The organism is Bacteroides sp. RTP21281st1_H5_RTP21281_210402 (genome assembly GCF_040918965.1).
GTDB classification, from domain to species: domain Bacteria; phylum Bacteroidota; class Bacteroidia; order Bacteroidales; family Bacteroidaceae; genus Bacteroides; species Bacteroides congonensis.
On the sequence record NZ_JBCOWR010000007.1, the window covers coordinates 243,018 to 269,266 of the forward strand.

The window sequence follows — 26,249 nt, forward strand, 5'->3', positions numbered from 1 at the left end:
ATTTCTTGTTATAGTTGTTCTATCAGTTACAGTTTATATACAATATCCTTCACGTATTCGGCCCATTGCGCCGGAGTTTTCGATTTATCGAAAGTCTGCCAGGGTATCGGCTTGCCAAAGGTGACAGTAAAAGTTTTGTGGCGGTTCTTGAACATTTCATCCGCAAGATACAACATAGCGATGTTAAACTTAATACCTAGTGCCTTGCAGACATTTGCCAGATTGTAGAAGAAATCTGAATTTCTACCCCCAAAATGCACAGGTATCACATCACGTTCTGCTTGTATGCTTTTCACAATAAATGTCTTTTTCCATTCCAAATCACGGATTATCCCGTTCTGACGGCGCGAACATAATCCGGCAGGAAACATGATAAGCTGGTCGTCAGACTTGAATCCGGCTTCCACCATTCTAGGGAAATCTTTCGCCTGTTTGCCGGTTTTATTGATAGGGATACAAAGCGGAGCCAATCCGCGCAGGTTCATCAGCAAGTCATTCACCAGGTATTTCACCTTTCCGTCATAATGACGTCCCAGCACATAACCGAGCGCTACACCATCCTGACCACCCAACGGATGATTGGAAACAAAGGTATACAAACCGTCTTTGGGAAGATTCTCAAGACCTTTCACATCTACTTTTGCATCCAGAAAATCCATGCATGCCTCCAGGAAATCCACACCTACCTTATCTTTCGACTCATCCAAAAACACATTAATCTCATCCTGATGAACAATTTTCTTCAGATAAGAAACCACAAACTTAGGGATGTACTTATATTGCTTCGGAGCTTTCGTCCGAAGTATCTTATCGACATCGATTAAAAATAAAGAGTCATCAGTCATTCTTTTCAAATAAAAATGATGCCACAAAATTAACGGTTCTTTTTTATTAATTGCAATAAATCAGTAGAAAATGCAGGATTTAAGTTCAGAAGATGAAAAAATACCACCTAAAAACTATCAAATACCACCTAAAAACTATCCGCGGATAGTTTTCGGGTGTTTTTTAGCCGGATTCTCCCCCGTCAGGTTTTCAAAAATCCCGTAAACTTGCACCATCGAAATTAACGAACGAATATTCACAATTTAAAAGCAACGCATATGAAAAGTTTAAGCTTCAGAAAAGATTTAGTAGGAGTACAGGACGAACTGCTCCGTTTCGCCTATAAACTGACAACCGACCGCGAAGAAGCAAATGATTTGTTGCAGGAAACATCATTGAAAGCATTGGATAATGAAGACAAATACATGCCCGATACAAATTTTAAAGGATGGATGTACACCATCATGCGCAATATATTCATCAACAACTACCGTAAAGTGGTTCGCGACCAGACTTTTATTGACCAAACCGACAACTTATATCATCTGAATCTGCCGCAAGACGCCAGTTCGGAAAGTACAGAAAGAGCGTACGACCTGAAAGAGATGCACCGGGTGGTAAACAAACTCCCTAAAGAATACAGGGTTCCGTTTGCCATGCACGTTTCAGGATTCAAATATCGTGAGATTGCGGAAAAGCTGAATCTCCCGCTGGGTACAGTGAAAAGCCGCATCTTCTTCACACGCCAGAAATTGCAGGAAGAATTGAAAGACTTCCGCTAAGCCGACCTTAACTATATAATTTTTGATTCCAGATTAAATATTTAAATGTAATTTTTTAGTTGTGTCAATGATTAAAAGGCAGAAGAGTTCAAGACCTTCTGCCTTTTTTTGCGTATCCGACACAGCAAAAAAACGGTTATAGACAAATAAAAGTTATTTTGACTGTCATCCTCCCTGATTCCCCACGAATAAGGGCTTTGAAAAGCCTATTCATTTTCAAGCAAATAACCATTTAACAATCGGTTGAAAACTTCTCTAAAAGTTTTCCATGGAAAATTGTGGGGAATTGTGGGGAATTTCATACTTTTACGCTCTCTTATTATAATAAGGTAATGATACGGTTTTTAGGTAATATTGAAGCCAAGGCGGACACCAAAGGAAGGGTGTTCATCCCCGCCATCTTCAGGAAGCAATTACAAGCTGCTTCTGAGGAGAGGCTCATTATGCGTAAAGACGTGTTTCAGGACTGTCTGACCCTGTACCCCGAGAGCGTGTGGAACGAGGAGTTGAACGAGCTTCGAAGCAGACTCAACAAATGGAACAGCAAGCATCAACTCATTTTCAGGCAGTTTGTGAGCGACGTAGAGGTGGTGACACCTGACAATAACGGTCGCATATTAATCCCGAAACGATATTTGCAGATTTGCAGCATTCACGGGGATATACGCTTTATCGGCATCGACAACAAAATAGAGATTTGGTCGAAGGAGCGGGCAGAACAGCCGTTTATGTCACCCGAAGAGTTCGGAGCGGCATTAGAAGAAATTATGAACGATGAAAATAGACAAGATGGAGAAAGATGAACTGACATATCATGTACCTGTACTGCTAAAGGAAAGCGTTGACGGGATGAATATCCGGCCGGATGGAACGTATGTAGACGTTACTTTCGGGGGAGCGGGACATTCGCGCGAGATTCTTTCACGGCTCGGCGAGGGCGGACGGCTCCTGGGATTCGACCAGGACGAGGATGCCGAACGGAACATTGTCAATGACCCCCATTTTATCTTTGTACGCAGCAATTTCCGCTACCTGTACAATTTCCTGCGCTATCACGACATCGAACAGGTGGATGCAATCCTTGCCGATCTCGGCGTATCTTCCCACCACTTCGATGACAGCGAACGCGGTTTCTCTTTCCGTTTCGACGGGGATTTGGATATGCGTATGAACAAGCGTGCGGGACTTACGGCGGCAGACATCGTGAACACATACGAAGAAGAGCGTCTCGCAAACATCCTCTATCTGTATGGAGAACTAAAAAACAGCCGCAAGCTGGCTTCTGTCATCGTCAAAGCCAGAAGCGGACAGACGATCCGCACTATCGGAGAGTTTCTGGAAATCATCAAACCGCTTTTCGGTCGCGAACGGGAAAAGAAAGAGCTCGCGAAGGTATTCCAGGCACTAAGAATTGAAGTGAACCAGGAGATGGAAGCACTGAAAGAGATGCTATTGGCGGCCACCGAAGCGTTAAAGCCGGGTGGCAGACTGGTGGTTATCACCTACCACTCACTGGAAGACCGCATGGTGAAGAATATCATGAAAACAGGTAACGTGGAAGGTAAAGCCGAAACGGATTTCTTCGGAAACCTGCAGACGCCTTTCCGCCTCGTCAATAACAAGGTGATTGTACCCGACCAGACAGAAATAGAAAGGAATCCACGGTCGAGAAGCGCTAAATTACGTATTGCAGAAAAGAAATAAGAAAAAATGGAAGAAGAAGTAGTAAATAAGAAAGCAGAAGAGGGCAAGAAGAAAAAACGTACCTCACTGAAAAGTATTCTGGGTGGAGACATTCTGGCTACCGACTTTTTCCGTCGTCAGACGAAGTTGCTGGTACTGATTATGGTATTCATCATCTTCTATATCCACAACCGCTATGCCAGTCAGCAGCAGCAGATTGAGATAGACAAGTTGAAACAAGAACTGATAGATATTAAATATGATGCGCTGACACGCAGTTCGGAACTGATGGAGAAGAGCCGCCAGTCACGCATTGAAGATTACATATCGAGTAAGGAAAGTGATTTGCAGACATCCACAAATCCCCCTTACCTTATTAAATAAGTGGAGAGTTGAAAATTGAGAGTGGAGAGTTTTTAAAAGACAAGCACTGTGGCAGTTAATAAAAAGAATATAATGACCCGTTACTTCTTCGTCCTCCTTCTGATGGCGTTGATAGGCGTGGCAATTGTCGTAAAAGCAGGCATCACCATGTTTGCCGAGCGTCAATACTGGCAGGACGTGGCCGACCGTTTCGTAAAAGAAAACGTGACAGTGAAACCCAACCGCGGAAACATTATATCTTCCGACGGCAAACTAATGGCCAGTTCTCTACCCGAATACAGGATATATATGGACTTTATGTCCGGTGAAAAGGACGAAAAACGCAGAAAGAAGGATCAGGCACGACGGGATTCCATCCTTACCGCCAACATGGATTCAATCTGCATCGGACTGAACAAAATATTTCCGGATAAGAGCGTGGCTCAATTCAAGGCGCATCTGAAAAAAGGACGCCAGGCAAAGAGCCGTAATTATTCGATTTATCCGAAACGTATCTCTTACATACAATATAAAGAGGTGAAGAGATTACCTGTTTTTTGCCTGAACAAATATAAAGGTGGATTTATAGGATTACCCTACAACCAGCGTAAAAAGCCTTTCGGCTCATTGGCAGCCCGTACGCTGGGCGATGTATATGCCGACACCGCGAAAGGAGCCAAGAACGGTATCGAGCTTGCTTTTGACACGATTCTGAAGGGACGGGACGGATTGACGCACCGCCAGAAGGTGATGAACAAATATCTGAATATCGTAGATGTGCCGCCGGTTGACGGCTGCGACCTCATTTCGACTATCGACGTAGGTATGCAGGATATTTGCGAGAAAGCATTGGTAGACAAACTGAAAGAGCTGAATGCCAGTGTAGGGGTGGTCGTACTGATGGAGGTGGCTACCGGAGAGGTGAAAGCCATCGTCAATATGATGCAGGGCAAAGACGGCGGATATTACGAGATGCGTAATAATGCCATCAGTGACATGCTCGAGCCGGGGTCAACTTTCAAGACAGCGTCTATCATGGTAGCCCTTGAAGACGGGAAAATCACTCCCGATTATGTAGTGGATACCGGCAACGGACAAATGCCGATGCACGGCCGTGTGATGAAAGACCACAACTGGCATCGCGGGGGATACGGGAAATTAACGGTTACGGAGATTCTGGGAGTTTCTTCCAATGTCGGTACCTCTTATATTATTGACCATTTCTATGGCAGCAATCCGCAGAAGTTCATTGACGGATTGAGACGAATGAGTATCGACCAGCCGCTTCACCTGCAAATTGCGGGAGAAGGCAAGCCGAATATCCGCGGCCCGAAAGAGAGAAGTTATTTCTCCAAGACGGCTCTTCCGTGGATGAGTATCGGTTATGAAACGCAAGTTCCGCCGATAAATATTCTCACGTTCTATAATGGAATAGCAAACAATGGCGTCACAGTACGTCCGAAGTTCGTAAAGGCTGCGGTGAAAGACGGGGAAATAGTGAAGGAATATCCGACAGAGGTTATCAATCCGAAGATTTGTTCGGACAAGACATTGGCACAAATCCGTGAGATACTGCGAAAAGTAGTAGGCGAAGGGTTGGCCAAGCCTGCGGGAAGCAAGCAGTTCCATGTTTCAGGCAAGACGGGAACGGCACAGATTTCACAGGGAGCAGCCGGATATAAAACGGGAAGGACGAACTATCTTGTAAGTTTTTGCGGGTATTTCCCATCGGAAGCGCCTAAATATAGTATGATTGTTTCCATTCAGAAACCGGGTTTGCCGGCGTCGGGTGGTTTGATGGCAGGTAGCGTATTCAGCAAGATTGCCGAAAGGGTGTATGCCAAAGACCTGCGTTTGCCGCTCGCGAATGCGGTTGATACGAATTCCGTAGTTATTCCGAACGTCAAGGCCGGAGAAATGAGGGAAGCGCAACGGGTACTGGAAGAGTTGAATATTCAGGTACAGGGCAAGATAGCCGACGCAGGAAAGGAAGTGTGGGGGAATACCCATTCGGCACCTCAGGCGGTAGTTCTTGAAAGCCGGAGCAATATGCAGAATTTCGTGCCGAGTGTCATAGGCATGGGGGCGAAAGATGCTGTGTACCTACTGGAGAGTAAGGGACTAAAAGTCCACCTGGTTGGAGTAGGCAAGGTGAAAAGCCAGTCGATAGCCAACGGAACGAAAGTAAAGAAGGGGCAGACGATTACCCTTTCGATGCATTAAAAGTAAAAATGAAGTATTAAAAAAGAGACTATGTTACTAAGCAAGTTACTGAAAGCAATTCAACCGGAACAGATAGCCGGAAATTCAGACATAGAAATCACCGGAATCAACATTGATTCCCGTTTGGTAGAAGCCGGGCAACTGTTCATGGCTATGCGCGGCACACAAACCGACGGTCATGCCTATATACCTGCCGCCATTAATAAAGGAGCTATCGCTATCCTCTGCGAGGATATGCCGGAAGAGCCTGTGGCGGGAATCACTTATATACAAGTAAAGGACAGCGAAGATGCGGTAGGCAAGATTGCCACTACATTCTATGGCGACCCGACTTCCAGACTGGAACTGGTCGGTGTCACCGGAACGAATGGCAAGACGACCATCGCTACCTTATTATATGATACTTTCCGCTATTTCGGATATAAGGTGGGACTTATCTCTACCGTTTGCAATTATATCGACAATGAGCCTGTTCCGACAGAGCATACTACGCCCGACCCTATCACGCTGAACCGTTTGTTGGGACGAATGGCGGACGAAGGATGCAAATATGCGTTTATGGAAGTCAGTTCTCATTCCATTGCACAGAAACGTATCAGCGGATTGAAGTTTGCAGGTGGCATTTTCACCAATCTTACACGTGACCATCTTGACTATCATAAAACAGTGGAGAACTATCTGAAAGCTAAGAAAAAGTTCTTTGACGACATGCCGAAGAATGCGTTCAGCCTTACTAATCTCGATGATAAGAATGGATTGGTAATGACGCAGAATACTCGTTCTAAGGTTTATACGTATTCCTTGAGAAGCCTCAGCGACTTCAAAGGACGGGTGCTGGAATCTCATTTCGAAGGAATGTTGCTTGATTTCAACAATCACGAACTGGCTGTTCAGTTTATTGGCAAGTTCAACGCTTCCAATTTATTGGCTGTGTTCGGAGCGGCGGTTCTGCTGGGTAAGAAGGAAGAAGAGGTGCTTGTCGCCCTTAGCACACTTCATCCGGTAGCAGGGCGTTTCGATGCTGTCCGTTCACCGAAGGGTGTTACGGCGATTGTGGATTATGCACATACGCCGGACGCGCTTATCAATGTGCTGAATGCCATACACGGAGTACTCGAAGGAAAAGGAAAGGTTATCACTGTGGTAGGTGCAGGCGGCAACCGTGACAAGGGTAAACGCCCCATCATGGCGAAAGAAGCTGCCAAAGCCAGCGACCGTGTCATCATCACCTCGGATAATCCCCGTTTTGAAGAGCCGCAGGATATTATCAATGATATGCTGGCAGGACTCGACGCCGAGGATATGAAGAAAACACTCAGCATTGCTGACCGTAGGGAAGCAATCCGCACGGCTTGCATGCTGGCAGAAAAAGGAGACGTGATACTCGTTGCCGGAAAAGGACACGAGAATTACCAGGAGATAAAAGGAGTGAAACATCACTTCGATGACAAGGAAGTACTCAAAGAGGTATTCCAATAACGTCGCCTGCATAGTAAATTGTAAATAGTAAATTGTAAAATAGTAAATTTCATCATGCTATATTATCTGTTCGAATGGCTGCATAAGCTCAATTTTCCAGGAGCGGGAATGTTTGGTTACACCTCATTCCGTGCTTTGATGGCTGTTATCCTCGCACTACTTATTTCAAGTATCTGGGGAGATAAATTTATCAACCTGCTAAAGAAAAAGCAAATCACGGAAACACAGCGTGATGCCAAAATCGACCCGTTCGGAGTCAACAAGGTAGGTGTGCCAAGCATGGGCGGTGTCATTATTATTGTAGCCATTCTCATCCCCTGCCTTTTACTGGGTAAGTTGGGCAACATATATATGATATTGATGCTGATAACCACCGTATGGCTGGGCTCACTCGGATTCGCTGACGACTACATCAAAATCTTCAAGAAAGATAAGGAAGGATTGCACGGCAAATTCAAGATTATCGGACAGGTCGGTTTAGGCTTAATCGTCGGACTTACTTTGTATTTAAGCCCGGACGTGGTAATCCGCGAAAACATCGAAGTGCATACTCCGGGACAGGAGATGGAAGTGATACATGGAACGAATGACTTGAAATCGACTCAAACCACCATTCCTTTCTTCAAGAGTAACAACCTCGACTATGCCGACCTGGTTTCTTTCATGGGCGAACACGCTCAGGCAGCCGGTTGGGTATTGTTTGTCATTATCACAATCATCGTAGTTGCCGCTGTATCAAACGGCGCTAACCTGAATGACGGTATGGACGGAATGGCCGCGGGAAACTCCGCCATTATCGGTGCCACGCTAGGTATATTGGCCTATGTGTCGTCGCACATCGAATTTGCAAGTTATCTGAACATCATGTATATTCCGGGCTCGGAAGAACTGGTAATCTATATCTGTGCCTTTATCGGTGCCATGATTGGTTTCCTTTGGTACAACGCTTACCCGGCGCAAGTATTCATGGGCGACACCGGTAGCCTGACAATCGGCGGTATCATCGCCGTATTTGCCATTATCATCCACAAAGAGTTGCTGATACCGATTCTTTGCGGTGTATTCCTCGTAGAAAACCTGTCGGTTATCCTGCAACGGGCTTATTATAAGGCAGGCAAGCGAAAGGGAGTGAAGCAACGGCTGTTCAAACGGACACCGATTCACGACCATTTCCGTACTTCCATGAGCCTGATAGAACCGGGCTGCACTGTGAAGTTCACCAAACCCGACCAACTGTTCCACGAATCAAAAATTACCATCCGCTTCTGGATTGTAACTATTGTGCTAGCAGCTATAACGATTATAACATTAAAGATTAGATAAGATGAAGGCACGGATTACACGGATTAACGCGGTTTTAGCTGCGCAATCTCTTAAAACCGTGAAATCCGCGTAATCCGTAGCTAATAAAAAATATAGAGAGTATTAACCCGATTATTAACTTTTAAAGGATGTGCACAACTAATAAGCAATTCAGCATATTGAAAAGAAGAGCACATTATTGTAGATGAAAAGAATAGTAATTTTAGGAGCTGGCGAAAGCGGCGCAGGTGCAGCCGTACTCGCCAAAGTCAAAGGATTTGAGACATTTGTTTCGGATATGTCCGCCATCAAGGACAAGTATAAGGAACTTCTCGACAGCCATAATATTGCCTGGGAAGAAGGACACCATACCGAAGAACTCATTCTGAATGCCGACGAGGTTATCAAAAGCCCCGGTATCCCGAATGACGCCCCACTCATCCTTAAACTGAAAGCTCAAGGTACTCCGGTTATATCAGAGATTGAGTTTGCCGGACGCTATACGGATGCCAAAATGATTTGTATCACCGGTTCCAACGGGAAGACGACTACGACATCCCTGATTTACCATATCTTCAAGAGCGCAGACCTGAATGTAGGTTTGGCAGGCAATATCGGTAAGAGCCTCGCTTTGCAGGTAGCCGAAGAACATCATGACTATTATATTATTGAACTGAGTTCATTCCAGTTGGATAATATGTATAACTTCCGTGCGAACATCGCCGTATTGATGAACATCACTCCCGACCACCTCGACCGTTACGACCACTGTATGCAGAATTATATCGACGCCAAATTCCGCATCACTCAGAATCAGACACCGGACGATGCCTTTATCTTCTGGAATGATGACCCGATTATCAAAAACGAACTCGCAAAGCATGGTCTGAAAGCACACCTGTATCCTTTCGCCGCAGTGAAAGAGGACGGAGCTATCGCCTACGTTGAAGACCACGAAGTGAAAATCAACGAACCGATTGCCTTCAACATGGAACAGGAAGAACTGGCCTTGACAGGACAACATAACTTATACAACTCTCTGGCAGCCGGTATTTCAGCCAACCTGGCCGGTATCACCAAAGAGAACATCCGCAAAGCCCTCTCCGACTTCAAAGGAGTGGAGCACCGCCTGGAGAAAGTGGCGCGTGTCCGCGGAATTGATTTTATCAACGACTCGAAAGCCACGAACGTCAACTCCTGCTGGTATGCCCTGCAAAGCATGACTACCAAAACGGTCTTGATTCTTGGCGGAAAAGATAAAGGAAACGATTATACGGAAATCGAAGACCTGGTACGTGAGAAATGTTCGGCTCTCGTATATATGGGACTGCACAACGAGAAACTCCACGAGTTCTTCGACCGCCTCGGCCTGCCCGTAGCAGACGTGCAAACCGGGATGAAGGATGCCGTAGAAGCAGCCTACAAACTGGCGAAGAAAGGTGAAACCGTATTATTAAGCCCTTGCTGCGCTTCCTTCGACCTCTTCAAGAGTTACGAGGATCGTGGCGACCAGTTCAAGCAATGCGTGAGAGAACTTTAGATAACGTTTAACGGATTAGTAATTAGAGAGTAACGAAGTGGATTTATTAAAGAACATATTCAAAGGCGACAAGGTAATCTGGATTATCTTCCTCTGTCTCTGCCTCATCTCGATTGTCGAGGTGTTCTCGGCAGCATCGACGCTGACTTACAAAAGCGGCGACCATTGGGGGCCGATTACGCAACACTCTATCATCCTCATGGTAGGTGCCGTAGTAGTGGTATTTCTGCACAATGTACCCTACAAATGGTTCCAGGTATTTCCAGTCTTCCTATACCCGATTTCCTTGGTGCTGCTGGCGTTCGTCACATTGATGGGTATCATCACAGGCGACCGTGTCAACGGAGCCGCCCGTTGGATGACTTTCATGGGATTGCAGTTCCAGCCTTCGGAACTGGCAAAGATGGCTGTTATCATTGCCGTCTCCTTCATCCTGTCCAAGCGGCAGGACGAATATGGAGCCAACCCGAACGCCTTTAAATATATCATGATTCTCACCGGACTCGTCTTTCTGCTCATCGCACCGGAGAACCTTTCGACAGCCATGTTGCTATTCGGCGTGGTATGCATGATGATGTTCATCGGACGGGTATCTTCCAAAAAGCTGTTCGGAATGTTGGGAATAATGGCACTCCTGGGTGGAGTAGCCGTAGGCATATTAATGGCTATCCCCGCAAAGACATTACACAACACTCCCGGTCTTCACCGCTTCGAGACCTGGCAGAACCGCGTTTCCGGTTTCTTCGAGAAAGAAGAAGTGCCTGCCGCCAAATTCGATATTGATAAGGACGCGCAGATTGCTCATGCCCGTATCGCTGTTGCCACCAGCAATGTAGTCGGCAAAGGCCCGGGTAACTCCGTACAACGCGACTTCCTGAGCCAGGCATTCTCCGATTTTATCTTCGCCATTATAATTGAAGAAATGGGACTGATAGGAGGCATATTCGTCGTATTCCTCTATTTATGCCTGCTATATCGAGCGGGAAAAATCGCCCAAAAGTGCGAACGCACTTTCCCCGCTTTCCTGGTCATGGGCATTGCGTTGCTATTAGTATCACAGGCGATATTGAACATGATGGTAGCGGTCGGATTATTCCCCGTCACAGGACAACCGCTGCCATTAGTCAGCAAGGGAGGAACAAGTACATTAATCAACTGCGCTTATATCGGTATGATATTAAGTGTAAGCCGATATACCGCTCACCTGCAAGAGCTGAAAGAACATGACGCACAGGTTCAGTTGCAGATAGCAACAGATGCAGCGGCCAATTCCGAAGCACAAACTGCCGCCGAACCGACTGCGCCGATTCTGAACAGCGATGCCAAGTTCGAAGACGAGAACGATATTAACAAGAACAGTTAACGGACGGTGGTGCATCGGAAAGGATGAACAACGGATAGAAAGAAAGGACTATGATGGAAAAAGAACTTAGAATTATTATCAGCGGTGGGGGCACAGGAGGACATATCTTTCCTGCTGTCTCCATTGCGAACGCTATAATGGAACTGCGTCCCGACGCAAAAATACTCTTTGTAGGTGCAGAAGGACGTATGGAGATGCAACGGGTTCCCGATGCAGGTTATCAGATTATCGGCCTGCCGATAGCCGGCTTCGACCGCAAGCATTTATGGAAAAACGTATCGGTGGTAATCAAGCTGATACGCAGCCAGTGGAAAGCTCGCAAAGTTATCAAGAACTTCCGTCCGCAAGTAGCGGTAGGTGTAGGCGGTTACGCCAGTGGGCCGACCTTAAAGACTGCCGGAATGATGGGTGTCCCTACTCTGATACAGGAGCAAAATTCATATGCCGGAGTAACCAATAAACTACTGGCACAGAAAGCAAAAGCTATTTGCGTGGCTTATGACGGGATGGAAAAGTTCTTCCCTGCGGATAAAGTCATTATGACAGGCAATCCGGTGCGGCAGAATCTGACAAAAGAGATGCCGTCCAAAGAAGACGCGTTGCGTTCTTTCAATCTGCAACCGGATAAGAAAACAATCCTCATCGTAGGCGGCAGCTTGGGAGCACGCACCATTAACAATACGCTGACAGCCGGATTAACGGCTATCAAAGAGAACAGTGACGTGCAGTTCATCTGGCAAACAGGAAAATACTATTATCCGCAAGTGACCGAAGCCGTGAAAGCGGCAGGAGAACTTCCGAACCTGTACGTGACGGATTTCATCAAAGACATGGCAGCCGCCTATGCAGCCACCGACCTCGTTATCTCCCGTGCAGGAGCAGGGTCAATCTCTGAGTTCTGCCTTTTGCATAAACCGGTCGTTCTGGTGCCTTCGCCCAATGTGGCGGAAGACCATCAGACTAAGAATGCATTAGCACTGGTAAACAAGCAGGCAGCCATCTACGTCAAAGACAGCGAAGCGGAAAGCATCTTGATGGATGTAGCCTTATCCACCGTTAACGACGAGCAGAAACTAAAAGAACTAAGTGAAAATATCGCCAAGTTAGCCTTACCCGATTCAGCGAGAATCATCGCCCAAGAGGTAATAAAGCTGGCAGAAGCAAAGAGCTAATTAAATATATATCCAGGCATAGTTTCCACGTAACCCGTGCCTGAAATTGATACAAATACTAAAGATAAAAGAAATGAATATCGAAACAATAAAATCAGTCTACTTCGTTGGTGCCGGCGGCATTGGTATGAGTGCGCTTGTGCGCTACTTCCTCTTCAAAGGAAAAGTAGTGGCAGGATACGACCGCACCCCTACTCCATTGACTGAAACACTAATCGCCGAAGGCGCACAAATACATTACGAAGAAAACGTCGACCTGATTCCAGAAGCCTGTAAAGACAAGGAAAGCACCCTCGTCATATTCACTCCCGCCGTTCCGCAGGAACACGAAGAATTAGTCTATTTCCGCAACAACGGATTCGAAATACAGAAACGCGCCCAAGTATTGGGAACGATTACCCATTCGAGCAAAGGCTTATGTGTGGCAGGCACTCATGGCAAGACTACCACTTCTACCATGACGGCCCACCTGTTTCACCAGTCACACGTGGAATGTACCGCTTTCCTCGGAGGAATCTCGAAAAATTACGGAACCAACCTGTTGCTTTCCCAGGAAAGCCCATATACAGTAATCGAAGCAGACGAGTTCGACCGCTCTTTTCACTGGTTGTCTCCATTTATGTCCGTCATCACCTCGACAGACCCGGATCACCTCGACATTTACGGAACAGCGGAAGCCTACCTGGAAAGTTTCGAGCACTACACCACCCTTATCCAACCGGGCGGCGCACTGATTATCCGCAAAGGCATCTCCCTGCAACCGAAAGTACAGCCCGGCGTACGTGTCTATACCTATTCACGTGACGAAGGAGACTTCCACGCAGAGAACATCCGCATCGGTAACGGAGAAATATTCATTGACTTTGTAACACCGGACACCCGTATCAACGACATCCAACTGGGAGTTCCGGTAAGCATCAACATAGAGAATGGCGTAGCTGCCATGGCACTGGCGTACCTGAACGGAGTGACTGCCGAGGAGATTAAAAGAGGAATGGCCAGTTTCCGAGGAGTAGACCGCCGGTTCGATTTCAAAATCAAGAACGACCGTATCGTCTTCCTGAGCGACTACGCACACCACCCCTCTGAAATCAAACAGAGCGTACTGTCTATGCGTGAGCTTTACAAAGACAAGAAAATCACAGCCGTCTTCCAACCGCATCTTTACACCCGCACGCGTGACTTCTATCAGGACTTTGCCGATAGCCTGTCGCTGCTCGATGAAGTAATCCTTGTAGACATCTACCCGGCACGTGAAGCACCGATTCCCGGCGTCACCAGTCAGTTAATCTATGACAATCTACGCCCCGGCATCGAAAAAAGTATGTGCAAAAAGGAAGATATACTGAACATTCTGAAAGATAAAAACATTGAAGTATTAATAACATTGGGAGCCGGAGACATCGACAACTATGTCCCCGAAATTTGTAAAATCCTCGAAAACCGATAAAGCTTATGGTAAAGAGAATCCTTCTGTCCATCGTCATGCTGGTGCTTATAGCCTACCTCGTCGTAGCTGTCAGCGCCTTTAACCGCAAGCCTGCCGACCAGACCTGCCGTGACCTGGAATTAGTCATCAAGGATACCGCTTACGCCGGCTTCATCACCAAGGACGAACTGAAAGGTATCCTTGAGAAGAAAGGCATCTACCCTATCGGGAAAAAGATGGAGCGCATCTCCACCAAGTCGTTGGAACGGGAGCTAAGCAAGCATCCGTTGATTGATGAAGCAGAATGTTACAAGACCCCAAGCGGCAAAGTCTGCGTGGAGGTGACACAGCGTATCCCTATCCTGCGGGTGATGAGTGCCAACGGCGAGAATTACTATCTCGACAACAAAGGAACGGTCATGCCGCCGGAGGCAAAATGCGTCGCACACCGGGTAATTGTCACCGGAAACGTAGAAAAGTCGTTTGCAATGAAGGATTTATATAAGTTTGGTGTATTTTTGCATAACAATAAGTTTTGGGATGCCCAGATAGAACAAGTTCACGTGCTGTCCGACCGCAGTATCGAATTAGTGCCGCGTGTAGGCGACCACCTTATCTATCTAGGCAAACTGGAAAACTTTGAAAACAAACTGGCACGCCTGAAAGAATTCTATAAGAAAGGACTCAACCAGGTAGGCTGGAACAAGTATTCACGCATCAACCTCGAGTTCAGTAACCAGATTATCTGTACGAAGAGAGAGTGATGGGGAACAGGTTGTGAGTAATGAGTGATGAGTTATGAATGACAAGTCTCTCTAAATAGTAAACTGTAAATAATTAAATTGTAAATAAAGAGATGGCAACAACAGAATTTATCGCCGCTATTGAACTTGGTTCATCGAAGATAACCGGTGTGGCCGGAAGAAAGAACAGTGACGGAAGTATGCAGGTATTGGCATATGCCCAGGAAGACTCTTCTACATTCATCCGTAAAGGAGTAATCTTTAACCTGGACAAGACGGCACAAAGCCTTACTTCTATCATCAACAGACTGGAAGGTGAGTTGAAAAACTCAATTGCCAAAGTATATGTAGGCATCGGCGGACAGTCACTCCGCACAGTCCGCAACGTAGTAAGTCGCGACCTGGAAGATGAAGCCATCATATCGGAAGAGCTCGTAAGCGCTATCGGTGACGAGAATATCGCCATCCCGGTAGTCGATATGGATATACTGGACGTAGCGCCACAGGAATATAAGGTAGGCAATAACCTGCAAGCCAATCCGGTCGGACTGGTAGGCAGCCATATCGAAGGCCGTTTCCTCAATATCGTTGCCCGCGCTTCCGTACGGAAGAATCTGGAACACTGTTTCCAGCAGGCTAAAATCGACATTGCCGACCAACTGATCGCTCCACTCGTTACAGCCAACGCCGTACTGACGGAAAGCGAACGCCGTTCGGGTTGCGCACTCATCGACCTCGGCGCAGACACGACCACCATCTCTGTTTACAAGAACAACATTCTCCGCTTCCTGACCGTACTGCCGCTAGGTGGCAACAGCATCACGCGCGACATCACCACCCTGCAAATGGAGGAAGAAGAAGCCGAACGCCTGAAGAAAGCCTATGGTGACGCCCTCTACGAGGAAGACCCGGAACAAGAAGAAGCTACCTGCAAACTGGACGACGACAGCCGTACCATCAAGGTAGCCGACCTCAACAATATCATCGAAGCCCGTGCCGAAGAAATCATCGCCAACGTATGGAACCAAGTACAGCTATCCGGATTTGATGACAAACTGCTGGCAGGAATCATCCTGACGGGAGGAGCCGCCAATCTGAAAAATATCGAAGAAATGCTGCGCAAACGTAGTAAAGTAGAGAAAATACGAATGGCGAAACTTCCCCGCAACACGGTTCATGCCCCAAGCAATATCCTGAAAAAAGACGGTTCGCAAAACACTCTGTTCGGACTTCTGTTTGAAGGAAACCAAAACTGCTGCCTGACAGAAACCGCTCCGCAGCCTGTTCCCACTCCGACGACTTCCAGACCTGAACCGGCGGAAGTCCACAAAACAGCAGATATGTTTGAGGACGACCAGGAACTGAAAGAGCAAGCCCGCATCGCCCGACTCAAAAAAGAAGAGGAAGAACGGGAAGCGAAGACAGCCGCCAAAGAAGCGGAAAAACTTCGCAAGCAGAAGGAGAAAGAAGAGAAAGAAAGACGGAAACGGGAAGCTGGCCCGAGCTGGATTCAGCGCAAGATTGACTCGCTGACGAAAGAAATCTTCTCCGACGACGATATGAAGTAAGTGATTAGTGTTTTAGTGATTAGTGATAAATAAAAATAGATAGGATATGGACGAGATAGTACAATTCGATTTCCCGACAGATTCACCGAAAATCATCAAAGTGATTGGTGTAGGTGGTGGTGGTGGTAACGCTGTAAACCACATGTACCGGGAAGGTATCCATGATGTAACGTTCGTTCTTTGCAACACGGACAACCAGGCACTGGCCGAATCACCCGTTCCGGTGAAACTGCAACTGGGCCGTAGCATCACCCAAGGGCTTGGAGCCGGCAACCGTCCCGAACGGGCACGCGACGCCGCCGAAGAAAGCATAGAAGATATCAAAAGCCAACTGAACGACGGCACCAAGATGGTATTCATCACCGCCGGAATGGGAGGAGGAACCGGAACCGGAGCCGCCCCTGTCATTGCCCGCATCGCGAAGGAAATGGATATCCTGACTGTCGGTATCGTCACCATCCCCTTTATCTTCGAAGGAGAGAAGAAAATCATCCAGGCACTGGACGGCGTGGAACGCATCGCCCAGCATGTTGACGCCCTGTTGGTTATCAACAACGAACGCCTGCGCGAAATATATGCCGACCTTACCTTTATGAACGCCTTCGGCAAAGCCGATGATACCCTCTCGATTGCCGCCAAGAGCATTGCCGAGATTATCACCATGCGCGGTACGGTCAACCTTGACTTTGCCGATGTCAAGACCATCCTGAAAGATGGTGGCGTAGCCATCATGAGTACCGGATTCGGTGAAGGTGAAAACCGTGTCACCAAAGCAATCGACGATGCCCTGCACTCTCCATTGCTCAATAACAACGACATCTTCAACGCCAAGAAAGTAATGCTGAACGTCTCTTTTTGCCCGTCATCGGAACTGATGATGGAAGAAATGAACGAGATACATGAGTTCATGAGCAAATTCCGCGAAGGTGTAGAAGTTATTTGGGGTGTTGCTATCGACAACTCGCTGGATACAAAGGTGAAAATTACCGTACTGGCAACCGGATTCGGTGTGGAAGACGTTCCCGGAATGGACACGCTGCACGCTGCACGCAGTCAGGAAGAGGAAGAACGCCAGTTGCAACTGGAAGAGGAAAAAGAAAAAAACAAAGAGCGTATCCGCAAGGCATACGGCGAAAGTGCCAGCAACATCGGAAGCAAGAGTCTCCGCAAACGCCGCCACATCTATCTCTTCAACACGGAAGATTTGGACAACGACGACATCATCGCTATGGTAGAGGACTCTCCTACGTATATGCGTGACAAGACAACTCTGACTAAGATTCGCACAAAAGCGGCTCTTGAAGAGGAAGTAGCGACGGAAGAAGCAACAGATGACAACGGAGTCATCACTTTCTGATAACTTATAACATATAAACATCATAACATATAAAGATATGGATTTATTCGACCAAGTCAGCGAAGACATTAAAACCGCAATGAAGGCAAAAGACAAAGTAGCCTTGGAAACTTTGAGAAATATAAAGAAGTTTTTCCTGGAAGCCAAGACCGCTCCGGGAGCTAACGATACACTGACAAATGACGCAGCCCTCAAGATTATCCAGAAATTAGTGAAACAAGGAAAAGATTCTGCCGAAATCTATATCGGGCAGGGTCGTCAGGATTTGGCTGACGTGGAATTGGGTCAGGTAGCCGTTATGGAAAAATTCTTACCGAAACAAATGTCTGCCGAAGAACTGGAAGCTGCATTGAAGGAAATCATCGCCGAGGTAGGTGCTACCAGCGGTAAGGATATGGGTAAAGTGATGGGAGTTGCTTCTAAAAAATTGGCAGGACTTGCAGAAGGACGTGCTATTTCCGCAAAAGTGAAAGAACTTTTGGGATAATCCCCATTCTCTACACATAGTTTTTTATCTGCCATCTGCGACATTTTCGTTTTTATATATTTATAATCAGCCAGTTATAGCGTTGCAGATACCCGTTGCAGCTATGTTACAGATTCTTTTATCTGCAACATAGCTGCAACTGTCTTTTTATAGTCTGAAACAGTTGATTCTCCCTATACTTCCAAATCGAAAAGCCAATACATAAAACATCATTTCGCAGTAGAAAAACCATCGTTTCCATTATTTCATACTAAATGTATTGAAGGAGTGTGCTTTTAAAGTTACATCTAAAAACTTATCACCCAACTTCACTGTTAAATTCTTCGGCTCGTCATTGAAATTGGCAGCTACAACCAAATATCTTTTCTCCGGTGTAAGGAATATAACAACAGGCAGTTTATCTTCACCTTTTGCTTTATATTGTAATACTTTAGTTCCCGAAACCACCTTGTTGCTGAAATGTTTTACTGCATAATACTCTGGAGTATAAGTAACAGAAGCAGTCTTTGAGTCTACACGAATCAATGCATTCTGTTTCCAGCCCCAGCCACTTGTCCCTGCATCACACAAGATAGCATTCCAGAAAGTATATTCCTCACAGCCATTTCCTAAATAATGACTGATTAGGTTGAAAGTATGTTCGGCAGCTTTCCAATCGAATGTACCGGAACCACATTCACTTTCAGTCTGCATATATTTATAATTAGGATACTTTTTACGGATTTCAGGGAGAATTTGTCCACCCCACCATTGGAAACCGACACCTTCGACAGCATCTTTCATGCGGGGATCAGAAAGAACTTTTTCTACCAGTTCAATACGGTTTGTATTGAGCGTACCCAAATAAACTTGAACATCAGGATGCAATTTCTTTATTGTCGGCGCAAAATATTCCACGTTGAAACGAATAATACCTTCTGGAGTCCATGCACAAGCCGGATAGATGGAATAAGCCCACGGCTCATTCTGAAACATTACACGGGAAATAGTAACTCCTTCTTCCTGATAAGCAGATACGAATTTACAGAAGTAATTGGCATAGGCCTGCAAATAACGAGTATCTTGAATAAAATAGTCATTGACAGCTACCTGCTTGGGATAAAATGTCTTATCTACATTATCAGCTCCTTCATAAAGAGCTATTTCATGCTTAACCGGCAATTGGTTCACTTCGGCCTTGCTCCTCACAGAATAGTAATGATTGACTTTCATCCAAGAAGGAGGTGACCAAGGAGAAGCCCAAAAAGTCATATCGGAGTTAATACGTTGAACTCTCTTTATATAGGGTATCAATGTTGTTTTATCACGGTTAATATTGAAATATTTCAATCGGAAATCACCCGGCACCTCATCACAACTGTACCAGTTACGGGCATAGTCATTAGCATTCATAGGAATACGTCCCATGGAAAAGCGCAAATCTCCATCAGGAGAAAACAGGTTGTTTAAAACAGCATCCTGTTCTTTAAGAGGCAACATATTGAGAGCATCCCAACCTAATTCATTAAAACAAGTTCCCCACTTCTTGAATATCTGGATATTTTCAGTACCATCTACTGACAATAAAGGGATATTTTGACTATCTGCCTGTAATCTGATTTTAGCTTCTTTCCAAACATTATTATCTGTACTGCTAATCCAGATAAAAGATTGAGCATATATGCTGGAAAAAAACGCTAAAAGAGTTCCCAGTGTACATAATTTCTTTAAATTCATTTTCATTAGTATTTTGTTAAGTAATAATTCAAAGCAGGTTAATGACAATTTATCGATTTAATAAGTTATCCTATTAGGAAATTTTTGTTCCTTACCCCAACTGTCCTCCGACACCTTCAACCAGTTGCCAAGTTCCTTTTTCAATAGCTTAGCTTGTTTTGCCGGAATCTTTTCCATCTTCAGAGAATGCATTTGGTAGGGATCTTTCAAATTATCAAAAAGCTGATAATTTCCATCTTTTGTCACCAAATACGAATAACGGCCGGTACGAACACCCTTTTCTTTCTGCTGATAAAAGAATTGAGAGACAGGCTTTTTTACATTCTTATATTTACCAGTAAGAATGCCTTGCGAATAATCTTTTCCCTTCACTGTTTCGGGTAGTTTGTCTCCAAGATTCATCATACCCAACAAAGTCGGCATAATGTCTGTAGCACCTAACATCAGATCGTCCACTCCCGGTTTCAGCTTACCAGGATAACGTATAAAGAACGGAATAGAGAACGATTCATTATAAATCACACTCTTCGCCATACGTCCGTGACTGCCCATCATTTCTCCATGATCAGCGGTAAATATCAGAATTGTGTTCTCTGTCAAACCTTCTTCATCCAAAACCTTCAATACACGACCTATTTCGTCGTCCACACTCTTCACTAAAGAGAAATAAATTTTAGCTTGAAATGTCAGTTGTTCCAGGTTTCTCACCTGTGTCCCCTCTCCAAACTTCACATTGGGACGAAGCAAGACTTCTTTCGGTTTCAAATTCTTGTAATATTGGTTAAACACCTCTTCCTTGCAATCTGTAAGCCTATGATAAGGTGTGTGAGGCGGATTCATACTCCAAAACAAACTGAAAGGTTTAGATGGGTCCCGTTCCTCTTGTCTATTTCGCAGATAGCTTATTACTACATCTGCTTCTACTTCCGGAGTAAACCGACGATAACGAAATGGTTCACCATCCTTCTGTCCACCCACCAGTTCCGGACGATTGGAATAGGCTGTAGCGTTAAAATGACTATCTTTCAACTGCTGGAACCAATATTTATTACTCTTGCGCCCTCTTCCTTCAGGAATATAGGTATCGTATGGGTATACACAATGCCCACCGGGCGCTTTGTTTGTACCCACGTAGTTATTTTCCTTATCAAACAAAGCTTCTGTACGATGCCAATGCGTTTTTCCTACATAAGCCGTTTCATAACCGGCTGTCGCAAGCACATCTGTGAAACAAACCAAACTATCGGGAATACCATTCTGATTATTCACGTGACAGTTACCCGGCACCCCATTCTTCTCCGGAAATGCACCCGTCATCAGCATGGCACGATGAGGACTACTCAACGGGCAAGTACTGCACGCCCGATTAAAAACAACACTCTGTTTGGCCAACCTGTCCAAGTTAGGAGTATGAACCGGATCACCTACCGTACTCAGAACATTGCGATATGCCGGATCGCTCCATAAACTCAATGCGTTCAACCGATATTGATCCGGGAAAATATAGACTAGGTTCGGTCGTTGCTCCTGTCCAAGAAGCTGTGTACACGTTCCTGCAAAAAGAGTTACAGGAAGTCCCCAAATAAGTTTGTGCAAAATTCGTTTCATTTCTATTTTAATTTAAACAAAGACTATTTATACATTACTTCTTCTGACTTAAACGAACTCGACGAGCTATAAACTAATAACACAGCACCTATGCCCTATAAAAGTAACATAAGGCTGTGTTATATACAAAAACCATTACCAACCCGGATTCTGTCCCAAATTAGGATTTTTGTATTTCTCCGTATTGGAAATCGGATAGAAATACAAGTTGTCCGTCATGTTTCTGGTTTCCATCAGGAACTTGGAATATTCAAACTTACCAGCTTCGCCCTTAATAACTTTCACACCATAAATATCAGCAGTCTTATCCAAATCTTTCCAACGACGCACATCCCAAAAACGATGTCCTTCAAAAGCTAATTCCACCCGTCGTTCGTTCTTCAGACGTTCTATGAAATCAGCTTTTCCCATACCTGCAGGATAAGGAGGCATTTCTACCTTACCACGCGCACGCACTTTATTCACTGCTTCGCGGGCAGTCATAGGATAATCTGCATCCGCATAATCAGGATTTCCAAAAGCATTTATCATTGCTTCCGCATAATTCAGCAATATTTCAGCATAACGGAACAATACCCAGTTATGTTGCGCTTTAGTAGTCGTGGAACCTGACACAAAACTGATATTGGGATTAAGATACTTGTACAGATAATACCCTGTAGTAGTAGCGTTAGTCAAAGGAAGACCATTAGCACCGCCTTCCCATATCTGAAGAGGTGCACCACACCAATTCATATTATTGTAAGCCACAGTTCTTGCCAGACGTGGGTCACGGTTACTGTAAGGATTGGCTGCCATAGTAGGATCGTTCCAGTCAAATTTGGAACCGTCTTTCATCTCAAAAGCATCCACCAAGTTTTGTGTGGGACAAGTAGAAGTTTTTCCACCCTCTACTCCCATGGGGAAGTTGGCTTTCTCAAAATCTCCCGTTTCACCTACACCACGGGCTAAAATCACTTCGGCACATGTGTTGTTCACTTTACGAAACTGAGCTGTAAGATCATCCACTAGCTCATAACCCAACTCAGAAACATTACCGATGATCTCATAAGCAGCGGATGCAGCTTTTTTCCATTTTCCGGCATTATCTTCCGAATAGAGAGGACTTGCCATATAAAGCGTAACTCTAGACTTCAATGCCAAGGCTGCCCCCCGAGTGATACGACCAATATCTTTACTAGCAAAACCTTCCGTATAAGTAATAGGCAATTTGCCTTCAGCTGTAATTTCTGTAAGCTCTTTTATAATGAAGTCCGCTACTAAATCACAACTTTCACGTTCCAAGCTGTTCACCTCGTCCTGAGTGAGCACTGTAGTAACCAACGGCACATCATGATAACGCTTAATTAATTCAAAATAATAAAACGCACGAAGAAAGCGTACTTCATAAGGAAAGTTATTAAATTCCTTCATCATATCCTTATACTTCTCTGCATTTTCCCAGTCCTCAAAAGTCTGTCCTTCAGCCTCCTTCAGATAAAGGTTGGCAGCACGAATGGCTGTATAGTATTCACTCCAGACATCATCTACCAATCGATTTGCTGACCAAGTGCCGTTTACAAAATAATGGATAGCTGAAGACTTGTATACATGTACGGCATCGTCTGTTGCCGCATCCTGCATAGCGCCTTCTGTATTACAAAAATCTTGAGGCAAATAACTGTAAATATTAGTCACCATCTTCTTGGAGCGTTCAAAGCTCGTAAAGATGTTTTCCTTTTGATAGTCGTTTGACTCATCGCAGTCCATGAAGTCACATCCGCTCAATATGCAGACCGACATAAGTAATGCTATATGTTTCAATTTCATAAGTTTCATTCCGCTTAAATTATTAGAAACGTAAATTAACGCCAAATGTATATTGAGTCATCAACGGATGACCGGTACCTGTCATTTCAGGATCTATCACACCATCCATTTTATCAATGCTGAACAAATCGTGTCCACGGGCAAACAGTCTCATATAGTTCACACCGGGTAACTTATTTACCCACTTTTGCGGTAAATCATAATACACTTCCAATGTACGTAACTTCAGGTATGAGGCGTCAGCTACCCACAAAGAATTGGTATTATAGTTGTTCTTGGAACCATTATAAGTGAGACGCGGATACTTGCCATCGGGATTACTTTCCGTCCAACGATTATCATAATAATATTGAGAAACAGTATTATTGTTTACCAGAGGACGATAGATACTGCGTGTATCAAGCATCTGACTATAATTGGCAACCCCTTGGAATAAGGCTGTAAATCCTAATCCTTTGTATTCGGCTCCAAGACTGAAACCGTAATAAATCTCAGGACAAACTTTATTATATCCTAATGCTACCTGATCATATTCATCAATTACTTTATCACCGTTCTGATCCTTGAATTTCAAGTCACCGGGACGTACTTCATCCAGTATCTGTTTCACTTCACGATTTTCAATATCATCCCAACTCTGATAAATCCCCTCCACTTCATAACCAAAATATTGGTTTACAGAATGTCCGGTACGTTTCAAATAATCATACGGACGATACACCTCATTCATCTCCTTAATCTTATTACGATTGAAACTGAATTGCCCGCCTAACTGATAAGTAACATTTCCTATTTTATCATTCCAATTAGCTGCAACTTCCACGCCGTAGCTATTCACAATACCACTGTTTATATCAGGAGCTGCAATACCTAATACAGAGGAAAGAGCGCCATCTCCATCTACCAAAATATCTGTACGATGATCATAATAACCATCTATTGATAAAGAAAGACGACTCCATGCCATAAAATCAATACCTGCATTCAACTTATGTGATTTTTCATAAGTTAACCCATCTACAGCAAGACGAGCCTCTTTCATACCGCTGATGGAAGCCGGTGTTTCACCAAAATAATAACTTCCACCACCACTATATGAACCACGGAAAAGTTGTACACCATAGTCAGCGCGCCCTGCAATACCATACGAAGCACGAAGTTTCAACATATTCAGCCAGTCAGCTTTAAAAACATTTTCTTCTGAAAGAATCCAACCTGCACCTACCGAAGGAAAAATTCCCCATCGATCATCCGGTTCGAGAATACTGGACGCAGAACCTGCCAAAGAGAAATCAAGCAAGTAACGGTTCTTATAAGTATAATGAATTTGCCCCACAATATCCATAAAGGCTCTGCCTGCATTCTGCCCACGCTTCATCAGCTTGTCCATACTATAAAACACAGTAGCGTTCAACTTATGATCAGCCTTCCAAGTACGATCATAATTCAACTGTGCATTGATAGTCAGACGGCGAACCACATCCTTGATACTGCTACTAAAGTCTAAAGCAGTTTCTTCAGTCAAATTCTTATAAGAATTTTTTTCACCGTCCCAACCCATAATAGCTTGTTCGGTTGCATATTTATGCTGGTTGCGTTCCCAATATCGCGCCTCGTTGTCAAAACCTAGACGTGCAGTAGCAAACAAACCTTTAGTAATGAAACTCAAGTCCTGTACAAAGTTTATGTCGGCATAGAGATTACGAGTTTGCCCACGTTCATAACCAGTATCAGAAATCATAGCTATCGGGTTACTACCATAAATTGAAGTTGCACCCCATCGGCCACCAGAAGTCTTGATAGGCATAGCCCCCGATGGAACTTTGTACAACATATCAAATATGTCAGCGGTAGTAGTATAAGGACGATTGTCCTCCGCAAAGTTACCACGCATATTAAGCTGCAATTTAGTGGTATTTCCCAACTTGATGTCGAGATTGGTCATGAAGTTCAATTTAGAATACTTAAACTGCGTAGAATATCCTTCATTTTCCTCTGTGGGTTGTAAGATACCTTTATCATTCAAGTAATTCAACTGGGTAAAATACTGTACGACATCACCACCTCCACGAAGAGAAAAATTCACATTATTACCGAAACTATGGTTTCGAAGCGCTTCGTCCACCCAATCCACATTAGGATAAAACTCCGGATAAGTCTGGTCGCGAAAAGCATCCAACTCACGCTGATTGTAACGAGATGTCGTGACGCCGTCATTTCTCAAGCCTTCATTCATAGACTGAGCATAAGTATAACCATCCACAAATTCCGGTAAACGACGTGGTGTACCCATCTTAAACTCGTAATCGAACGTAATGACAGGTTTCCCTGCACAACCACGCTTGGTAGTGATAAGAATCACACCGTTAGCGCCACGTACACCATAAAGCGCCAGTGAAGTGGCATCTTTCAGTACACTGACGGACTCGATATCTTGCACAGCAAGATTATCAATACTACGTTCATAACCATCAATCAATATCAACGGACTCTTACCATTGGTAGTCCCTACACCACGTACATAGAGTGTAGCACCGTTTTCCCATTCATTCCCTCCATTCTGCAAAACCTGAAGGCCGGGAATTAATCCAAACAAAGCGTTGGAAGCTACCGTACTGGTACGGTGACTCAGTTCATCAGCCGTAGCCATGCCACCAGAAGTAATCGCTTCTTTCTTGCTGAACGAGATACCCCGTCCATAATGCTGTATGCTGTCTGCTACCTGAGCTGCCGCAATGGAAGAACACAGCAGCCCTGTAATGATTAGCTTTATACTTTTTTCCATAAGGATAGTATGATT

General features: G+C 44.9%; 20 protein-coding genes. 15 read left to right on the top strand and 5 right to left on the bottom strand.

Translation table 11 applies throughout. The features are described from left to right. Positions 1–26: 26 nt before the first annotated feature. Entirely contained in the window at positions 27–845 is an 819-nt protein-coding gene (locus AB5443_RS12655; protein WP_288361383.1) for a 1-acyl-sn-glycerol-3-phosphate acyltransferase, read from the bottom strand. Between the two features lie 258 nt (positions 846–1,103). On the opposite strand from AB5443_RS12655, the gene AB5443_RS12660 reads away from it, so the two are divergent. From AB5443_RS12660 to AB5443_RS12730, 15 genes are all read left to right on the top strand, one after another. Then, positions 1,104–1,607: an RNA polymerase sigma factor gene (locus AB5443_RS12660; protein ID WP_073346814.1), complete on the top strand. Its 504-nt coding sequence runs from the start codon at positions 1,104–1,106 to the stop codon at positions 1,605–1,607. 332 nt (positions 1,608–1,939) lie between these two features. Further along, the gene (gene mraZ, locus AB5443_RS12665; protein ID WP_044654523.1) at positions 1,940–2,410 is read left to right on the top strand and encodes a division/cell wall cluster transcriptional repressor MraZ; all 471 of its coding nucleotides are present in this window, start codon (positions 1,940–1,942) and stop codon (positions 2,408–2,410) included. Next, positions 2,397–3,311: a 16S rRNA (cytosine(1402)-N(4))-methyltransferase RsmH gene (gene rsmH / locus AB5443_RS12670; RefSeq protein ID WP_368113683.1), complete on the top strand. Its 915-nt coding sequence runs from the start codon at positions 2,397–2,399 to the stop codon at positions 3,309–3,311. Before mraZ ends, rsmH begins: the two co-directional genes overlap by 14 nt. 6 nt (positions 3,312–3,317) lie before the next feature. Next, the gene (locus AB5443_RS12675) at positions 3,318–3,674 is read left to right on the top strand and encodes an FtsL-like putative cell division protein (RefSeq protein WP_167961391.1); all 357 of its coding nucleotides are present in this window, start codon (positions 3,318–3,320) and stop codon (positions 3,672–3,674) included. 72 nt (positions 3,675–3,746) lie between these two features. Next, on the top strand, positions 3,747–5,876 hold the full coding sequence (locus AB5443_RS12680) for a penicillin-binding protein (RefSeq protein WP_044654525.1): 2,130 nt from the start codon (positions 3,747–3,749) through the stop codon (positions 5,874–5,876). A gap of 30 nt (positions 5,877–5,906) precedes the next feature. Further along, complete coding sequence (locus tag AB5443_RS12685) at positions 5,907–7,355, top strand: UDP-N-acetylmuramoyl-L-alanyl-D-glutamate--2,6-diaminopimelate ligase (RefSeq protein WP_195406751.1); 1,449 nt, start codon at positions 5,907–5,909, stop codon at positions 7,353–7,355. Positions 7,356–7,409: 54 nt separating this feature from the next. Beyond that, positions 7,410–8,678: a phospho-N-acetylmuramoyl-pentapeptide-transferase gene (gene mraY, locus AB5443_RS12690; RefSeq protein ID WP_044654527.1), complete on the top strand. Its 1,269-nt coding sequence runs from the start codon at positions 7,410–7,412 to the stop codon at positions 8,676–8,678. Positions 8,679–8,862: 184 nt separating this feature from the next. Further along, positions 8,863–10,197, top strand: a complete 1,335-nt coding sequence (murD, locus tag AB5443_RS12695) for a UDP-N-acetylmuramoyl-L-alanine--D-glutamate ligase (RefSeq protein ID WP_022138713.1) — start codon at positions 8,863–8,865, stop codon at positions 10,195–10,197. 37 nt (positions 10,198–10,234) lie between these two features. Next, positions 10,235–11,560, top strand: a complete 1,326-nt coding sequence (locus AB5443_RS12700; RefSeq protein ID WP_307995156.1) for an FtsW/RodA/SpoVE family cell cycle protein — start codon at positions 10,235–10,237, stop codon at positions 11,558–11,560. A 53-nt stretch (positions 11,561–11,613) separates the two neighbouring features. Then, complete coding sequence (gene murG, locus AB5443_RS12705; protein WP_307995167.1) at positions 11,614–12,732, top strand: undecaprenyldiphospho-muramoylpentapeptide beta-N-acetylglucosaminyltransferase; 1,119 nt, start codon at positions 11,614–11,616, stop codon at positions 12,730–12,732. A gap of 73 nt (positions 12,733–12,805) precedes the next feature. Beyond that, positions 12,806–14,182, top strand: a complete 1,377-nt coding sequence (murC, locus tag AB5443_RS12710; RefSeq protein WP_073346818.1) for a UDP-N-acetylmuramate--L-alanine ligase — start codon at positions 12,806–12,808, stop codon at positions 14,180–14,182. A gap of 5 nt (positions 14,183–14,187) precedes the next feature. Then, a complete protein-coding gene (locus tag AB5443_RS12715) occupies positions 14,188–14,925 on the top strand; it encodes a cell division protein FtsQ/DivIB (RefSeq protein WP_195406749.1) in 738 nt (245 codons plus the stop codon). Positions 14,926–15,017: 92 nt separating this feature from the next. Next, positions 15,018–16,472, top strand: coding sequence for a cell division protein FtsA (ftsA, locus tag AB5443_RS12720; protein WP_288360166.1), 1,455 nt, complete (start codon positions 15,018–15,020; stop codon positions 16,470–16,472). A 46-nt stretch (positions 16,473–16,518) separates the two neighbouring features. After that, positions 16,519–17,829: a cell division protein FtsZ gene (gene ftsZ, locus AB5443_RS12725; protein ID WP_022138719.1), complete on the top strand. Its 1,311-nt coding sequence runs from the start codon at positions 16,519–16,521 to the stop codon at positions 17,827–17,829. Positions 17,830–17,866: 37 nt separating this feature from the next. Then, entirely contained in the window at positions 17,867–18,316 is a 450-nt protein-coding gene (locus AB5443_RS12730; protein ID WP_022138720.1) for a GatB/YqeY domain-containing protein, read from the top strand. A gap of 240 nt (positions 18,317–18,556) precedes the next feature. On the opposite strand, the gene AB5443_RS12735 is transcribed toward AB5443_RS12730, so the two are convergent. The 4 genes from AB5443_RS12735 to AB5443_RS12750 all read right to left on the bottom strand — a co-directional run bounded on the left by AB5443_RS12735 (position 18,557) and on the right by AB5443_RS12750 (position 26,234). Continuing rightward, a complete protein-coding gene (locus AB5443_RS12735; protein WP_073346820.1) occupies positions 18,557–20,038 on the bottom strand; it encodes a glycoside hydrolase family 30 beta sandwich domain-containing protein in 1,482 nt (493 codons plus the stop codon). A gap of 51 nt (positions 20,039–20,089) precedes the next feature. Then, positions 20,090–21,640: a sulfatase gene (locus tag AB5443_RS12740; protein WP_022138722.1), complete on the bottom strand. Its 1,551-nt coding sequence runs from the start codon at positions 21,638–21,640 to the stop codon at positions 20,090–20,092. A 135-nt stretch (positions 21,641–21,775) separates the two neighbouring features. Beyond that, positions 21,776–23,458 (bottom strand): RagB/SusD family nutrient uptake outer membrane protein, encoded by a 1,683-nt coding sequence (locus AB5443_RS12745; protein ID WP_195406745.1) that lies wholly within the window; start codon positions 23,456–23,458, stop codon positions 21,776–21,778. 13 nt (positions 23,459–23,471) lie between these two features. After that, entirely contained in the window at positions 23,472–26,234 is a 2,763-nt protein-coding gene (locus AB5443_RS12750; RefSeq protein ID WP_307995157.1) for a SusC/RagA family TonB-linked outer membrane protein, read from the bottom strand. Positions 26,235–26,249: the final 15 nt, after the last annotated feature.

Bases quoted from the DNA above. Each gene is read 5' to 3' on its own strand.
- AB5443_RS12750 (WP_307995157.1), bottom strand. From the start codon at position 26,234: ATGGAAAAAAGTATAAAGCTAATCATTACAGGGCTGCTGTGTTCTTCC.
- AB5443_RS12680 (WP_044654525.1), top strand. From the start codon at position 3,747: ATGACCCGTTACTTCTTCGTCCTCCTTCTGATGGCGTTGATAGGCGTG.
- AB5443_RS12740 (WP_022138722.1), bottom strand. From the start codon at position 21,640: ATGAAACGAATTTTGCACAAACTTATTTGGGGACTTCCTGTAACTCTT.
- AB5443_RS12685 (WP_195406751.1), top strand. From the start codon at position 5,907: ATGTTACTAAGCAAGTTACTGAAAGCAATTCAACCGGAACAGATAGCC.
- AB5443_RS12660 (WP_073346814.1), top strand. From the start codon at position 1,104: ATGAAAAGTTTAAGCTTCAGAAAAGATTTAGTAGGAGTACAGGACGAA.
- murG (WP_307995167.1), top strand. From the start codon at position 11,614: ATGGAAAAAGAACTTAGAATTATTATCAGCGGTGGGGGCACAGGAGGA.
- mraY (WP_044654527.1), top strand. From the start codon at position 7,410: ATGCTATATTATCTGTTCGAATGGCTGCATAAGCTCAATTTTCCAGGA.
- AB5443_RS12735 (WP_073346820.1), bottom strand. From the start codon at position 20,038: ATGAAAATGAATTTAAAGAAATTATGTACACTGGGAACTCTTTTAGCG.
- rsmH (WP_368113683.1), top strand. From the start codon at position 2,397: ATGGAGAAAGATGAACTGACATATCATGTACCTGTACTGCTAAAGGAA.
- AB5443_RS12675 (WP_167961391.1), top strand. From the start codon at position 3,318: ATGGAAGAAGAAGTAGTAAATAAGAAAGCAGAAGAGGGCAAGAAGAAA.
- mraZ (WP_044654523.1), top strand. From the start codon at position 1,940: ATGATACGGTTTTTAGGTAATATTGAAGCCAAGGCGGACACCAAAGGA.
- murC (WP_073346818.1), top strand. From the start codon at position 12,806: ATGAATATCGAAACAATAAAATCAGTCTACTTCGTTGGTGCCGGCGGC.
- AB5443_RS12715 (WP_195406749.1), top strand. From the start codon at position 14,188: ATGGTAAAGAGAATCCTTCTGTCCATCGTCATGCTGGTGCTTATAGCC.
- AB5443_RS12745 (WP_195406745.1), bottom strand. From the start codon at position 23,458: ATGAAACTTATGAAATTGAAACATATAGCATTACTTATGTCGGTCTGC.
- ftsA (WP_288360166.1), top strand. From the start codon at position 15,018: ATGGCAACAACAGAATTTATCGCCGCTATTGAACTTGGTTCATCGAAG.
- AB5443_RS12730 (WP_022138720.1), top strand. From the start codon at position 17,867: ATGGATTTATTCGACCAAGTCAGCGAAGACATTAAAACCGCAATGAAG.
- murD (WP_022138713.1), top strand. From the start codon at position 8,863: ATGAAAAGAATAGTAATTTTAGGAGCTGGCGAAAGCGGCGCAGGTGCA.
- AB5443_RS12655 (WP_288361383.1), bottom strand. From the start codon at position 845: ATGACTGATGACTCTTTATTTTTAATCGATGTCGATAAGATACTTCGG.
- ftsZ (WP_022138719.1), top strand. From the start codon at position 16,519: ATGGACGAGATAGTACAATTCGATTTCCCGACAGATTCACCGAAAATC.